This window comes from Agrobacterium sp. AGB01 (assembly GCF_014851585.1).
Lineage (GTDB): Bacteria > Pseudomonadota > Alphaproteobacteria > Rhizobiales > Rhizobiaceae > Agrobacterium.
On the sequence record NZ_JACVAB010000003.1, the window covers coordinates 506,404 to 520,454 of the forward strand.

At 54.7% G+C, this 14,051-nt stretch carries 13 protein-coding genes and 2 pseudogenes; 2 read left to right on the plus strand and 13 right to left on the minus strand.

Features of this window, described 5'->3' with window-relative positions; genetic code table 11:
- Window positions 1-62: 62 nt before the first annotated feature.
- Window positions 63-704: pseudogene (locus IB237_RS14100) on the plus strand (ABC transporter substrate-binding protein); the annotation flags it as partial.
- Here IB237_RS14100 and IB237_RS14105 read toward each other — a convergent pair.
- The 5 genes and pseudogenes from IB237_RS14105 to IB237_RS14125 form a co-directional block, all read right to left on the minus strand.
- A pseudogene (locus IB237_RS14105) lies at window positions 665-1,600 on the minus strand (transporter); the annotation flags it as partial. The pseudogenes IB237_RS14100 and IB237_RS14105 sit on opposite strands and share 40 nt — an antisense overlap.
- On the minus strand, window positions 1,572-1,910 hold the full coding sequence (locus tag IB237_RS14110) for a type IV secretion system protein VirB3 (RefSeq protein ID WP_192489285.1): 339 nt from the start codon (window positions 1,908-1,910) through the stop codon (window positions 1,572-1,574). The pseudogene IB237_RS14105 and the gene IB237_RS14110, both read right to left, overlap by 29 nt.
- Window positions 1,911-1,915: 5 nt before the next feature.
- A complete protein-coding gene (locus tag IB237_RS14115; RefSeq protein WP_192489286.1) occupies window positions 1,916-2,215 on the minus strand; it encodes a TrbC/VirB2 family protein in 300 nt (99 codons plus the stop codon).
- Window positions 2,212-2,886: a transglycosylase SLT domain-containing protein gene (locus IB237_RS14120; protein ID WP_192489287.1), complete on the minus strand. Its 675-nt coding sequence runs from the start codon at window positions 2,884-2,886 to the stop codon at window positions 2,212-2,214. The genes IB237_RS14115 and IB237_RS14120 overlap by 4 nt, the downstream gene beginning before the upstream one ends.
- Window positions 2,887-2,889: 3 nt before the next feature.
- Entirely contained in the window at window positions 2,890-3,429 is a 540-nt protein-coding gene (locus IB237_RS14125; RefSeq protein WP_192489288.1) for a hypothetical protein, read from the minus strand.
- A 98-nt stretch (window positions 3,430-3,527) separates the two neighbouring features.
- Here IB237_RS14125 and IB237_RS14130 point away from each other — a divergent pair, with 98 nt between their 5' ends.
- Entirely contained in the window at window positions 3,528-3,878 is a 351-nt protein-coding gene (locus IB237_RS14130; RefSeq protein ID WP_192489289.1) for a MarR family transcriptional regulator, read from the plus strand.
- A 251-nt stretch (window positions 3,879-4,129) separates the two neighbouring features.
- On the opposite strand, the gene cysG is transcribed toward IB237_RS14130, so the two are convergent.
- From cysG to IB237_RS14170, 8 genes are all read right to left on the minus strand, one after another.
- Window positions 4,130-5,617: a siroheme synthase CysG gene (gene cysG / locus IB237_RS14135; RefSeq protein ID WP_192489290.1), complete on the minus strand. Its 1,488-nt coding sequence runs from the start codon at window positions 5,615-5,617 to the stop codon at window positions 4,130-4,132.
- Between the two features lie 136 nt (window positions 5,618-5,753).
- Complete coding sequence (gene nirD / locus IB237_RS14140; RefSeq protein WP_192489291.1) at window positions 5,754-6,086, minus strand: nitrite reductase small subunit NirD; 333 nt, start codon at window positions 6,084-6,086, stop codon at window positions 5,754-5,756.
- Between the two features lie 4 nt (window positions 6,087-6,090).
- Complete coding sequence (gene nirB / locus IB237_RS14145; RefSeq protein ID WP_192489292.1) at window positions 6,091-8,538, minus strand: nitrite reductase large subunit NirB; 2,448 nt, start codon at window positions 8,536-8,538, stop codon at window positions 6,091-6,093.
- A 4-nt stretch (window positions 8,539-8,542) separates the two neighbouring features.
- Window positions 8,543-9,340, minus strand: coding sequence for an ABC transporter ATP-binding protein (locus tag IB237_RS14150; RefSeq protein WP_192489293.1), 798 nt, complete (start codon window positions 9,338-9,340; stop codon window positions 8,543-8,545).
- Window positions 9,341-9,350: 10 nt separating this feature from the next.
- Window positions 9,351-10,244 (minus strand): nitrate ABC transporter permease, encoded by an 894-nt coding sequence (gene ntrB, locus IB237_RS14155; protein WP_192489294.1) that lies wholly within the window; start codon window positions 10,242-10,244, stop codon window positions 9,351-9,353.
- Window positions 10,245-10,361: 117 nt separating this feature from the next.
- Window positions 10,362-11,660 (minus strand): CmpA/NrtA family ABC transporter substrate-binding protein, encoded by a 1,299-nt coding sequence (locus IB237_RS14160; protein WP_192489295.1) that lies wholly within the window; start codon window positions 11,658-11,660, stop codon window positions 10,362-10,364.
- Between the two features lie 379 nt (window positions 11,661-12,039).
- Window positions 12,040-13,335, minus strand: a complete 1,296-nt coding sequence (locus tag IB237_RS14165) for a CmpA/NrtA family ABC transporter substrate-binding protein (protein ID WP_192489296.1) — start codon at window positions 13,333-13,335, stop codon at window positions 12,040-12,042.
- Window positions 13,336-13,399: 64 nt separating this feature from the next.
- Window positions 13,400-13,999, minus strand: a complete 600-nt coding sequence (locus IB237_RS14170; protein ID WP_192489451.1) for an ANTAR domain-containing response regulator — start codon at window positions 13,997-13,999, stop codon at window positions 13,400-13,402.
- Between the last annotated feature and the right edge of the window lie 52 nt (window positions 14,000-14,051).

The window sequence follows — 14,051 nt, forward strand, 5'->3', positions numbered from 1 at the left end:
ATAAAATAGCGGCAATATCTCCCAGAAATCCTGAACAATCAGCAGAATCAAGAGGGCGAACGATGAAACGTGGATTTTTGTTTGTTACATTTATAACAGCAACCAGCGTGGCGAGTGCTGCTGTTGCAGAGCAACTGATCGTCAACAGCTATGGCGGACCATACGAGGATATCATCCGCAGTCGGATCATCGAACCCTTCGAAAAAGAGTTCAATACAAAGGTTATTTACGATGCGGTGGGATCCGCGTCGCAAGACTACGCTAAAATCAAGGCCACACGCGGTCGGCCAGGTTTCGATGTCGTCGTTATGACCGCTTCACAGTCGCTCGACGGATGCAGGGACGGCCTTCTCGAAAAATTCTCACTGGAAAGTGTTCCAAACATTGCAAAACTCAGTCCGGAGATCAGCAGGATCGCGGGCGCTTGCGGGGCGGTCCACGAAGTTCAGTATCTCTCTCTTCTGTGGCGCAAAGACAAACTTGCATTCGCGCCTTCCTCTTGGTCGGCCTTATTTCGCGATGAACTGAAAGGGAAGGTCATCCTCCCCACGTTCCAGAACATCATGGCGGCATATCTCATGCAGATCATGTCCGTCACCAATGGTGGTGATCTCATCGACAACGTTGATCCCGGTTTCGAAGCGATGGGAAACCTTGCCAAGCAATCAATAGGTTTCGAACAATCGTCTTCGATCATGGAGAATTGATTCTGCTTGCGGCCCATGATCGCGCGGGAGTCGGCCTTCGACGTGAACGCAAAGGACTGTGTCAAGACAAGCTCGAACGGCGCGGACAGGATGCCGTCAAGCATACCACTGCGCGTGATCGCCGGATACTCCTTCAAGCCGAACATGCCGGCATAACGTGCTTCTGCCTCATGCCGGATTTCGACTGTCTCACGACCGAAAATCACCCGGTCCGAATAGATTGCTGATGAGATGCGCCCTTCTGTCAGAGGCACAGGTTCGCGGCGCCCACCAACAAGCTGATGGAGAAACGCGCTTGGCTCGGAAAACAGGATCCCGTCGCGCTCTTGGAGGGACAGTATACGAGGCGCGAAGCGCTTCAGCCCGGCGACCACATCGACCACCTTGTCGTGCAGGTGTTTTAGCGCCGCTTCGTCCAGCTCAATCGCGTGTCGCCGCGCCCTACGCAAGCGAGAAAGAAGGTGCGCGGCTTTGTCTACGGGATCACGACTCGGAGACCAGACCAGGGTGAGATAGAGATCGTTGCGGAACAGGTCCTCGCGAACCATCCGCTCACGGTATCTGGCATTGAGGCACTCGGAAAAACGATTGGTGAAGCGCCCGCCTGGATAGTCGTTGTCACGCCGACGGATGACATGCGTCCAGAGCGCCAACCGCTCGTCGGCGATATTACGATAGAGTGTGTTGAGGCTGCGGTGCAGACCGTTTATATCCAGACTATCGGCAGTCTCGAATGAAACACCTTCAAGCATGAGCACGGTCATCAGCGCGCGGGAATCGAGCACCACAGTGGCCTCGTCGACGTGGCGGACATAGGGAATGAAGGTCTCCGGCCCAAGTTCCCGGGACCGTAATTTTGCGAGATTACGCAAGGCTGAGATCCCTTTCGTCATAGCACCGGACAAGCATCAACGGCGAGAGTGTCGCCCCGCCCCAATAAGCAGCATTGCGCGCGCGTCCGCGGGTTTCGATCCAGGCAAGCAGAATGCGGAACATATTGTGGTCATGCTTGACGAGCGCACGGAAGACGAGATGGAAGACGATGCCGACCAGGGCATAAGCGATCGATCCGGCGGTGATGTAGAGGATGGTGGTCAACATGATGTTGATGCCCATCGCTTCCATGGTCACACCGGCGACCATGGCCGGTCGGGTGCAGGCCAGGAACAGCGTGTCTTCTTCGACTGCAGGAACGCTCACCATGCTTTTCAACTGCCGACGATGGTGTTGACGAGTTCGGTGGCCCCGAAAATGCCACCGATGCCGATAATCCAGTATCCGGCTTTTCTAAGATCCATATAGCCGAACATCCAGGCAATGCAGATGACGATCACGGCGATGATCGCCAGCAGGCGGGCAATATTGCCGGTGAGCATGGTAACGATGTTCTGCAACACGGTTTCGATACCGGCAGACTGGGCAAAGGCCGGCTCAACAAGGCATGCAGTAATCGCGATTGCCATCAGCGCGGAGGCTGCATAGGGTCGAAGGCTGGTTCTGGAGATCATTCACTCTGCTCCGATTGATCATTGTGGAAAACGACGACAGAAGAGTGCCGCCTGGAACGGAACACGTTCCATGATGCGGTTTCCTCCGTCTGTGTGACTTGATTGGGGACTGGCTGCGTCAGCTGGTTTTCTGAGCGCTCTTTGGTGGTGTCATCGCGGGTCATTGACCTGGACGATCCGCCAATCGCGAGCGAGGTGAGCTTTGGAGAGAGGCGCATCACCTCGTCGCGCACCTGATCGTCATACCGGACCGTGTCTCTACCGGGAGGTTCATATCGCCCATAGAAGGACTGGAGCATCACCGTTTCGGCCCGCGCGGAGCTCGATCCGAAACGCAAAGCGAGGCGATAGTAGCCGTCGAGAAGCGTAGCGGTCGCCTTAAGATTCACGCATGGGTCAAAGGCATCAGAGACGGAGAGGTTCAGCTTGCGAAGCTCCGCAACCCCGATACCACCAAGTCCGATCTGGATCTCCTGGCGATCCGCTATCAAGGCGGTTGCAACCTCGATTGCTTCAGCCTTGCTGGCGGGCTGCGCAGGGAGCGGCATACCTCTACTGATACGAATATTGAAGGGAAGGAACCTGCTCTCAAGGCTCACGACGGCGGCTAGTGTTTCCACCCGGACTTCCGGCGCGCAGCTCTGCGCGATATCGACGAAAGCTTCGCTCATCGCTCAATACCAGACGCGCTGCTTGCCGGCGCCGTCGATGGTGACGTCGACATAGTGCGGTTGTGATCGCAGATTGGGGCGCATGATAAGGTAGCCCATGCACTCAAGCCGACCTTCCTGGCGCTGCCACCGCGCAGACAAGACAGAGCCGGAATCTCCAGCTGAATGGTCATGTCCGAAGGAGCAAAGTGACCGGTCTATCCGTTGGAGCTCGCTTGAAACGCAGGTCGTCTCTCGACCACGTGGACCGTAACTACCTGATAGGCGATAGCCCCCATTGCAATAGTATGGTTCGTAGCCCGGCCGGGAGCTGCGAAATCCGACGCCGCTGCACGCTGGGAACGAATGGCCTTTGGCAAGCGCGCGCCAGAGTTTTTGAATTGGAGGCCGGCATTCGGCATACTGGGTTGGCCCGCCGGGATTGGAAAGGCACAAGATGACCTCGCATCCCCAATTATCTGCACGCGCATTGCTGCCGGAAATCAGATAGGATAGCAGCATGAAGGAGACAGACAGCAGACTATTCAGCAGAAGGTTTTTCATGGACTTGCCCCTCCGGTACAACGACAGCGCGCTGCGGCAGCAATGGCCAACAAGTACGCAATGCAATTTTACTATCGTATATAACACAGTTAAATAGCATGACAAGAGCGATCAAGACACAATTGCACAACCTTGCCTTCTCCGGACTAATCCTGAAGGAGATTTTCGAACATCCGCTTGAGGACGAAACGCCACAAGCACGGCTAAAGGAGATCGGAATGATGACGATCCTTTACACTATGAGCCAGGCTCACCAGAGGTTAACCCTCACAAATATCGTAGATATTTCAGGATTAACCCGAAGCGGTGCAAAGGAGACTGTTGATCTGCTCGTCAAGCGGGGCATGCTGAATGAAACCATGGGTACCAATTCCATGGGCAGGGGGACCGCGCGTCAATTCGAGATATCCCAAGACCTTTTAAATAAGCTGAGCACCTTCGAAAGCTGATTGGAAATTGCGGATTAAACTATATTTTTTACGACACAACTCGGCGGCAGCGGACGAGTGTTGGTTAGCATTGAATATCCTCGTCACGCGGGTATTCATCTGGAACAGCGCACAGTCGCATAGCCCAATGTGTACATGGCTAAATGGCTGCGATGCAGCCGTGGCCTAGGGATGAAGCAGCGCCTGATTATGGAGCACCCTCGACACAGCCCGCCCCCAGAAAAGCCGACAGGCTAAAAAGATAGATGGTATTAAAGCATAGCCGTTGAAGCAAAAACATCGGCAGTTGTTACATCGATAACTCGGCAGAGCGCCGGTGCAAATGCGTTGCCGATGCCAATCAAAACCGGCTCATCTACACCAATTTCAATAATTCCGGCATCGAGATCGCGCAAACGTCCGCACCAGCGCCGCTCTCCAGCTCGGGTAATAGCACTCATGATAACAATGGGTGTGCAATCGCTCATGCCATGTTCGATGAGGCGTGCTTTGATTTCTGGTGCTGTACGACCGCCCATGTAAAAAACCGTCGTCACGGTCGGGCTTGCCAATGCGTTCCAGTCGAGATTTTCCGGCAAATTTCCTTTGCGGGAATGTCCGGTCACAAAGCGCACGGATTGTGCATGATCTCGATGCGTCAAAGAAACGCCAAGGCGGGACGCCATAGCGCTCGCCGCAGTGATGCCCGGCACGATTTCTACCGGAATATTCTCGGCTTTAAGGGCTGCAATTTCTTCCCCTGCCCGGCCGAAAATCATCGGATCACCCGATTTCAGCCGCACAACCCTTTTGCCTGCCTTGGCGAAATTGATCATCATGGCGTTGATGTCTTCCTGCTTGCAGCTTGTGCGGCCACCACGCTTACCAACCAGCATGCGTTTGGCCTCACGTCGGGCAAGTTCAAGCACCTCATCAGACACTAGGTCATCAAACAGAATAATATCTGCCGCCTGCAACGCACGAACCGCCTTGAGCGTTAACAGCTCCGAATCCCCCGGCCCGGCACCAACCAGCGTGACCTTGCCATATCTGCCAGCAGCGAGCTTTCCGGCGCCGCCAATATCCGACAATAACTTGTCCTGCATCTGGTTGTCGGCGCTCTCGGTAAATGCGCGATCAACAAACCGCTCCCAGAAGTTCCGCCGGGCATTTCCGGGCGCAAGTGAGCCGTTCACATGCTCACGAATATGTTGAGCCATGTCGGCCCACTTCTGAAGCGACAGCGGTAGCAGGGTCTCAATGCGTCGGCGGATAGCCTGCGCCAGGATAGGCGCTGCACCATCAGTGGAAATCGCAACCACAACAGGTGATCGATTGACGATCGAACCAAACTGAAACTGGCAAAACTGCGGCTTGTCGATAACATTGGCAGGAACACCTGCACGTGTGGCTGCCTCAAAAAATACTTTGGCATCCTGTTCGTCATCACAATCTGCAATCGCCAAAACTGCGGCCTGAAAGCAGCCTTCGTGCCAATCTGTATCGTGATGAGTGATGACTGCGGCAGGGTTTGGCAAAGCCCGCCCCATAAGCGAAAGCATCGATTCACCAAGCGCCTGTTGCGGACAATACAGATGCAATTGCGCACCGCAGGCCAGCAGGAGTTCCGCCTTCCACGCCGCAGCATCTGAGCCGCCACACAAGACAACGGCCTTGCCAGCCAAATCCCAAAATACCGGCAATTTGGCCAGCGCCTCCATGCGGACGGTTTCATTTCGCGCGGTTTGCACGACATCCATGGCTGATCCCTTCCATCGCAGCGGCCGATCTGTTGCAGGTCGCGTTGGCATTGAAAATGTGGCTGTTGTGTTTGCGCCTGCGCCAGGAGAAAATGGCGCAGGCGTTTTCGGATCCAGGACCGCGACTAGACTGCGCTTACTCTGCCGCGATCATCAGCGCTTCAAGCGTAATGGCCAGCATGCCATTTACATTGCGAACGGGAATGGTTCTCACCCCCCCCTCATCCGCTCCCAAGGCCTTACCCGTCTCAAGCGAGATCACCCAGTTGTGCAGTGGACATGTAACGGACGCGCCGTGGACGATGCCCTGTGAAAGCGGGCCGCCCTTGTGCGGGCAATGATCTTCAATCGCAAAAATCTGATCGTCCGCTGTGCGGAAAACGGCAATCTTCCCCATAGGTGTTTTCACGCAGCGCGCACCTCGCAGTGGAATATCCGAGACATGACCAATTTCGACCCAGTTGCTCATGGTTTTACTCCGCGGCCTGATTAAAACCGATGGTCGCCATCGGATTGAACTCGTGTTTATGTTCGCCAGACACACGTTCGGACCATGGGTCAACCTGCGCAAACTTCTGGCTAAAGACAAAGCGGTTGTAATAAGCGCGTCGCTTTTCTCCATCCTCCATGATCTGGCGGCGAACCTCGTCGTAACCGATACGCTTGGCCCATTTGTAGATGCGCTCAAGATACCGCGCCTGCTCACGGTACATCTGGGTCAGAGCCACAATGTGCTCCAGTGCCTCGTCCTCGGTCTTTACAAGACCAAGAACCTCGGTTCCCTTGATATCCAGACCGGCGGCACCGGCGAAATGGATTTCGAAACCGGAATCCACGCAGATGACGCCGATATCCTTGCAGGTCGCCTCAGCACAGTTACGTGGACAACCTGACACTGCCAGCTTCAATTTCGCAGGTGTCCAGGAACCCCACATGAACTTTTCGATGCGAACTCCAAATCCGGTCGAATCCTGTGTTCCAAAGCGGCACCACTGCTGGCCAACGCAGGTTTTCACCGTCCGCAGACCCTTGGCGTAGGCCTGGCCGGAAATGAATCCGGCCTTGCCAAGATCAGCCCATACCGCTGGCAAATCCTCTTTCTCAATCCCCAACAGGTCGATACGCTGGCCGCCTGTAACTTTCACAAGCGGAATTTCGAACTTGTCGACAACGTCGGCGATTGCACGCAATTCATTGGCATTGGTCACACCGCCCCACATTCGCGGCACAACTGAATAGGTGCCATCCTTTTGAATATTTGCGTGAACGCGCTCGTTGATGAAACGGGACTGGTAATCGTCGGCATATTCATCTGGCCAGTCACAGACGAGGTAATAGTTCAGCGCCGGGCGACATTTCGCGCAACCGCATGATGTCTTCCATTCCAGCTCCTGCATGACAGCAGGAATTGACTTCAGACCCTTGGCTTTGATCAGTCGGCGAACATCATCATGGCCAAGATCCGTACATTTGCACATCGGTTGAACGGCTGCCGGATTGTAACTGTCGCCAAGCGTCAGGGTCATCAACTGCTCAACCAGACCCGTACAGTTGCCACAGGAGGCAGAGGCCTTGGTGTGGGCACGAACGTCGTCAAGGCTCGTCAGACCCTTGGATGTAATGGCACTGACGATCTGTCCCTTGCAGACGCCGTTACAGCCGCATATTTCCGCATCAGCTGACAAGGCTGCCACTGCCGCCATCGGATCGAGCGGAGAACCACCCTGATAGGCTTGCCCGAAAATCAGTGTATCCCGCATTTCGGAGACATTCGTGCCTTTCTTCAACAGGTCGAAGAACCACGAGCCATCCGAGGTTTCACCGTAAAGCACAGCACCGATAATACGGTTTTCTTTAAGGATCAGGCGTTTGTAGACGCCGGCCGTGGCATCACGCAGCACGATCTCTTCACGGTCGTCACCCTCGGCAAAATCACCTGCAGAAAACAGATTGATGCCTGTGACCTTCAGCTTAGTATTGGTAACGGAGCCATGATATTCCGCTTGGCCGCCAATCAGCCTGTCTGCCAAAACCTTTGCACTTTCATAGAGCGGAGCGACAAGGCCGTAGCACATGCCACGATGTTCGGCACATTCACCCAACGCATAGATCGAAGCATCAGAGGTCATCATACCATCGTCGACCACGATACCGCGGTTGACGGCAAGGCCGGCATCTTTTGCAAGGCCGGCGGACGGACGAATGCCGACCGCCATAACCACCATCTCACCTGCTATGATGCGGCCATCTTCGAGTTCAATACCCTCCACCTTGTCCTCACCGAGAATACGCTTGGTGTTGGCTTTGGTGATGATGTCGATACCGCGATCCGTGAGAGCGTTTTCCAGAAGATAGGCAGAGGCGGGATCAAGCTGGCGCTCCATGATGGTCGGCATCAGGTGAATGACGGTAACGTCCATTCCCTGGCGCTTCAGCCCATAGGCCGCCTCAAGTCCCAGCAGACCTGCCCCGATGACAATTGCTCGGCCGCCTCGCGCCGCAATGTCCAGCATCTTTTTGACATCATCCAGGTCGCGGTAAGCCAGAACACCCGGCAATTGATGGCCCGGCACTGGAATGATGAAGGGAGAAGAACCCGTCGCAATCACCAGCTTGTCATAGGAAACTGTAATCCCGTTTTCGCTGGTTACCGTCTTGCGATCACGATCAATTTCGGAGACCTTGGCTCCCTTGTGTAATGTCACATTATTTGCCGCATACCATTCATCCGAATGAATGATGATATCTTCATAATCCTTCTCGCCGGAAAGCACCGGTGACAGCATGATACGGTCGTAGTTAACTCTCGGCTCGGCATTAAAAATCGTAACATCATAAAGGCCTGGAGCCGTCTCAAACAGATTTTCTAGCATGCGGCCCGGAGCCATGCCGTTGCCGATAATGACAAGTTTTTGCGTCATGGTTTCACTCCGCTGCTTCAACAAAACGGTGACGTTCGTAAAGGAACTTCAAAACGGCTTCGCGGCATTTGAGGTAGGTTTTGTCGGCCGCAAGCTCGATCCGGTTGCGTGGTCGAGACAGCGGCACGTCAAGCACTTCACCGATATGGGCGGCTGGTCCGTTGGTCATCATGACTATGCGATCGGACAGCAGGACCGCTTCGTCGACATCATGGGTAATCATCACCATAGTGTTCCCGAGGCGGGCATGGATTTCCATCACCGCATCCTGGAGATGCGCACGCGTCAGCGCATCCAGCGCGCCAAACGGCTCATCCAGCAGCAGAATTTTTGGCTCCATAGAAAGTGCTCGGGCAATGCCGACACGCTGTTTCATGCCACCGGAAATTTCCGAGGGTTTCTTGTCCCGGGCGTGCCCCATCTGAACCAGATCAAGATTGCGCATGACCCAGTCATGCCTCTCGGATTTGCTCTTGGTGGAGCTGAATACTTTCTCGACAGCTAGATTGACGTTCTCGTAGACCGAAAGCCAGGGTAGCAGGCTGTGGTTCTGGAATACGACGGCACGTTCCGGGCCCGGTTCATTCACCTCACGGTTTTCAAGCAGAACAGCGCCGGACGACACCTTCGTCAGGCCGGCAATCAGGTTCAGCATCGTTGATTTTCCGCATCCGGAATGGCCGATGACCGACACAAACTCGCCTTTGTCGATGGTGAGATTGATGCCTTTCAATACCTCGGCCCGAGAACCACCCTTGTCGAAATATTTGTCGATATGATCAAGCTTGAGATAAGCATTCATGATGGGCTCCTCAATTTGCCGCGGCGCCACGGGTGATGAATTTTCCAAGTGCGGCCACCAGCTTGTCGAGGACAAAGCCAACCACACCGATATATGCCAACGCGACGATGATGTCGGGCAGCCGGGATGAATTCCACGCATCCCAGATGAAGAAGCCAATACCGACACCACCCGTCAGCATCTCGGCTGCAACAATAGCCAGCCAGGACAGGCCAACACCAATGCGAAGCCCGGTGAAAATGTATGGCGCGGCGGACGGCAACATAATCTTGAAGAAGAATTCGAGCTGATTGAGCCGCAACACCTTGGCGACGTTGCGATAGTCCTGCGGAATGTTACGCACACCCACGGCCGTATTGATGATGACCGGCCAGATCGACGTGATGAAAATCACAAAAATTGCCGATGGATTACTGTCTTGAAACGCAGCAAGCGAAAGCGGAAGCCAAGCAAGCGGCGGTACTGTCCGCAGCACCTGAAAGATTGGGTCGAGGCCCCGCATGGCCCATATGGACTGTCCGATCACAGCGCCAACCACGACGCCGACAATCGCAGCAAGACCAAATCCGAAGGCGACGCGTTCCAGCGACACCAGCACACGCCAGCCGAGGCCAATATCCTGCGAACCGTAGTTGAAGAACGGATAGGCAATCAGGTCATAGCTTTCCTGAAAAACCTGGCTGGGAGGCGGCAAGGTCGCACCGGGGGCAGAACAGAGAAACTGCCAGATCCCCAGCATCATCACCAAGACCACCAGAGGAGGCAGCGTATTGCGTGCAGCAGCTACACCAATTTGGTCAAACCGAAAACGCGAAGCGGGCTTCGTCTTCAGTGTCACGACCGTCGCCTTGGAAATCTTCGGCTTTTCCGGTTGCGGTTGCAATTCACGGGCCAATGCAGACATGAATTATTCCTTTAAAATCAATTGTATGCCGTGGGGATATGCCCGCCGTTCGGACCGCACCCAAGAGGGGAACGAAAGGGTGCGACGCTCAAGCATGACATATCCCCGCTCTCCTCCTCAGGAGGCAACTTTGATGCTGAGACTTTCGAGATAGGATGATGGGTTTTCCGGATCGAAGACCTTGCCGTCGAAGAATGTTTCCTTGCCACGCGAAGGTGAGGCAGGAATATCGGCAGCAGCGACGCCAAGCGCTTGCGCTGCTTCCCGCCACAGGTCCTCGCGGTTGACCTGATCGACCAGCGCCTTGATATCAGTGTCTGGTGCAAACTTGCCCCAGCGGGCATTTTCAGCAATGAACCACGTGTCGTGGCTCTTGTATGGATAAGACGCACCGTCTTTCCAGAACTTCATATAGAGATCACTGCCGTGAACGATACGTTCATTGCCGTAGTTGATGTCGCCTTTTAGGCGGCCCAAAACATCTTTCGGGGGCACGTTAAACCATTGACGCTTGCCAAGGATCGTGGACATCTCATCCTTGTTGTCCATGCTGTCGCACCACTGCTGCGCCTCCATCACGGCCATGAGCAGGGCCTTTGCAGCATTTGGATTTTTCTCGACCCAATCGGCACGCATGCCGAGCGCCTTTTCGGGATGTCCCATCCACAGCTCGCCGGTGGTACAGGCTGTGAAGCCGATACCCTGATTGACGAGTTGCTCATTCCACGGTTCACCAACACAGAAAACATCCATGTTGCCAACCTTCATATTGGCGACCATCTGCGGAGGAGGAACGACAATGGTGGACACGTCCTTGTCGGGATCGATCCCCCCCGCAGCCAGCCAATAGCGGATCCACAGATCGTGTGTTCCACCAGGGAACGTCATGGCGGCCTTGATTTCCTTGCCTTCAGCTTTCTTTTTTTCAAACGCTGCCTTCAATTTCGACGCATCAAGCTGAACGCCTGTCTCGGCATATTCCTTGGCGACCGAAATGCCCTGACTATCAAGGTTGAGGCGAGCAAGAATTGCCATCGGCACCGGCACATTGTTTTGCGTTACCTTACCGGTATGCATGAGATAAGGCATTGGCGTCAGAATATGCGCGCCATCAATGCCGTTAGAGGCACCACCCAGCACCAGATTATCGCGTGTCGCACCCCAGGACGCCTGCTTGATAACCTCAACATCCGGCATGCCATGTTTGGCAAACAGACCTTTTTCCGCTGCCACCACCAAAGGAGCGGCATCCGTCAGGGCGATATAACCAAGCTTTGCTCCTGTCACTTCCGGAGTGGCAGCGGCAGCAAAGGCACCGGATGGAAATGCTGACCGGATCGCCGTAATCAGGGCAGCGGTTGCTGTGGTTTTCAAAAGACCGCGGCGACTAACAGACCCCGTGAGTATATTTTTCATTCGCATGTTCCCCTTTTGGTGACCACCAGAACGGTGGTTTGTTTCTTGCGAAAAAAATCCGGAAATAAAAAAACGCCGCTCGGATATTGCGCCATCAGGATCCAATGTCCCGGGCAGCAAAACCTTGCGACGTCCGTGTCTTCTGTGGGTGCATATCCCGCACCCAGCTTGCCGCGATCTCCATTGACCGCTGCGCAAAATACAAAGCAATCAGTGTGCCAGTTCGAGAATCGGACAACAAAGCTCTGTATTCAAACGATTATTTTGAACGGAAAATCAAAAGCCCATTTTTTAGGCCGCACAAGAATAGGGTGTTATTTATGCAATTGCTGCAAAGTACGAAACTTGTTTTGGGCAGTGTTTGTGCAGCTGGCAGATTTTATTCGTGATCGCGACGTGCAAGTTCGCCGGTTTTCCGGCGCACCGCGAATGCCTCAACGTAGCGTTCAATGGAGGCCGGATCGAACACATGTCCGTCCATGAAACGATCATCAGTATCAGCACCTTCAACGCGAATATCAGCATCAGACGGTAGACTTACGTCCCCGAGTGCTGCGCGATAGATATCAGGCCGATATGAAGATGCGGCAGCATCGGCTCCTTGCGATGAAAAACTCGTCTGCCCCCAGCGGATCATCTGGCTATAAATCCACAGGGCCTGGCTCTGCCGGGGATAATTGGCATGGTCACCATGGAAGGTGAAATAACGGCTGATGACCCGACGGTTGCCGCGATCATCAATGTTGAACTCACCCGCCAGTACTTGCCGTAAAATCTCAGGCGAAGCGCCGATGTAGCGCGGGTCAGCCAGCGCACTGCTGAGCGCATCATGATTGTCAGGCGCATCGCACCACCGCGCCGCCGCGTCCAGCGCAACGAGCAACCGCGCCACACATTCCTGCTGTGTTTCTGCCCATTCAGGGCGCATGCCAATGACCTTTTCAGGTGCAGAAGGCCAGATGTCCTGCTTGGCGGCGACAATCTTGCCAACACCGCGCTCAGAGGCCACCATATTCCATGGCGCTCCGACACAAAAACCATCAATAGCGCCCGCAGCCAACGCATCCGAGGTGAGAGGCGGAGGCACGACGACAAGTTTGACATCACGATCAGGATCAATGCCGCCGGCGGCAAGCCAATATCGGAACTCATAATTGTGCGATGAGAACGGATAAGTCACACCGAAGGTAGGCTGTGGCTCACCCTGCTCACGCAGAGTTTCAAGCACCCGCTTGAGTGCGACAGCGTTTTCCAACGCATTTGCCGTTTCCGACAAACCGGTTGTCTCGCGCATTTTGACGAAAAGCCGACTGGATAGCGTAATCGCGTTACCGCCACGTCCCAGAGAAAACGGCGTGATGGTCGGCGACGGGTTTGAGCCAAGGCCAAGCATTGAGGCCACAGGCATGGGCGACAGCATGTGCGCTATATCGAACTGGCGAAACGCCAATCTGTCGCGCACATTCGCCCAGGAAACATCCTTCACCAGATCAAGGCTCAGGCCTTCTTTGGAAGCAAATCCGAATTCTGCGGCAGCAATCAGCACAGACGCATCAACCAGTGGAATGAAGCCAGCGCGCAGTGTGCGCTGTCGGTCGTTACCGATCAATTCCGGCGCAGCATGAGACGCCGCGTTTTCACCCTGCCTGTTGGTTCCACTACCGTTTGCCGTCATGTCATTCACTCCACATCTACCGTCAGTGTGCGCGTGACGCCCGAGATCAATTCTCCTCCGGGCGTTACATCAGCAAACCGGCGGCTGTAACCACGCTTTGCGCAATTTCAGACAGTTTTTTCTTTTCGTTCATGGCGGTCTGTCGCAGCAGCGCGAAGGCCTCCTCTTCGGACAGCCCGCGCATTTTCATCAAGATGCCCTTGGCGCGCTCAACAATCTTGCGCTCTTCCAGCGCCGATCTTGCCTCCGCCAGTTCACGCTGCAAACGGCTAAACGCATTAAAGCGACTGACTGCCATATCGAGGATCGGCTTGACCCGTTCCTTCTTCAACCCGTCAACAATGTAGGCGGAAACACCCGCTTCAACAGCCGCCTCAATCGAGGCCGTATCCGAGCGATCCACAAACATGGCAATCGGCCGCCCAACCGTCCGGGTTAACTGGAACAGATGCTCCATCATGTCGCGATTCGGATTTTCGATATCGATAACGATGACATCAGGACAGAGTGTCTCGATGGTACGCGCCACTCCATGGACCTCATGGATGACTGTGACACGACTATGCCCGGCCTCCCGCAAGCCTTCCTCGATAATGGAAGCACGGATAGCGTTTTCATCAATAACGAGGATTGTCAGGTCCGGGTGCGTCATGGCGCAATTCATGACGCAGCGCAGCACGTTGCGCAATCCCCCATCATTCGAGTTCGGGGGATTG

Coding starts and splice junctions, on each gene's coding strand:
- IB237_RS14110 (WP_192489285.1), bottom strand. CDS start 1,910: ATGGTGAGCGTTCCTGCAGTCGAAGAAGACACGCTGTTCCTGGCCTGC.
- IB237_RS14115 (WP_192489286.1), bottom strand. CDS start 2,215: ATGATCTCCAGAACCAGCCTTCGACCCTATGCAGCCTCCGCGCTGATG.
- IB237_RS14120 (WP_192489287.1), bottom strand. CDS start 2,886: ATGAGCGAAGCTTTCGTCGATATCGCGCAGAGCTGCGCGCCGGAAGTC.
- IB237_RS14125 (WP_192489288.1), bottom strand. CDS start 3,429: ATGAAAAACCTTCTGCTGAATAGTCTGCTGTCTGTCTCCTTCATGCTG.
- IB237_RS14130 (WP_192489289.1), top strand. CDS start 3,528: ATGACAAGAGCGATCAAGACACAATTGCACAACCTTGCCTTCTCCGGA.
- cysG (WP_192489290.1), bottom strand. CDS start 5,617: ATGGATGTCGTGCAAACCGCGCGAAATGAAACCGTCCGCATGGAGGCG.
- nirD (WP_192489291.1), bottom strand. CDS start 6,086: ATGAGCAACTGGGTCGAAATTGGTCATGTCTCGGATATTCCACTGCGA.
- nirB (WP_192489292.1), bottom strand. CDS start 8,538: ATGACGCAAAAACTTGTCATTATCGGCAACGGCATGGCTCCGGGCCGC.
- IB237_RS14150 (WP_192489293.1), bottom strand. CDS start 9,340: ATGAATGCTTATCTCAAGCTTGATCATATCGACAAATATTTCGACAAG.
- ntrB (WP_192489294.1), bottom strand. CDS start 10,244: ATGTCTGCATTGGCCCGTGAATTGCAACCGCAACCGGAAAAGCCGAAG.
- IB237_RS14160 (WP_192489295.1), bottom strand. CDS start 11,660: ATGAAAAATATACTCACGGGGTCTGTTAGTCGCCGCGGTCTTTTGAAA.
- IB237_RS14165 (WP_192489296.1), bottom strand. CDS start 13,335: ATGACGGCAAACGGTAGTGGAACCAACAGGCAGGGTGAAAACGCGGCG.
- IB237_RS14170 (WP_192489451.1), bottom strand. CDS start 13,999: ATGAATTGCGCCATGACGCACCCGGACCTGACAATCCTCGTTATTGAT.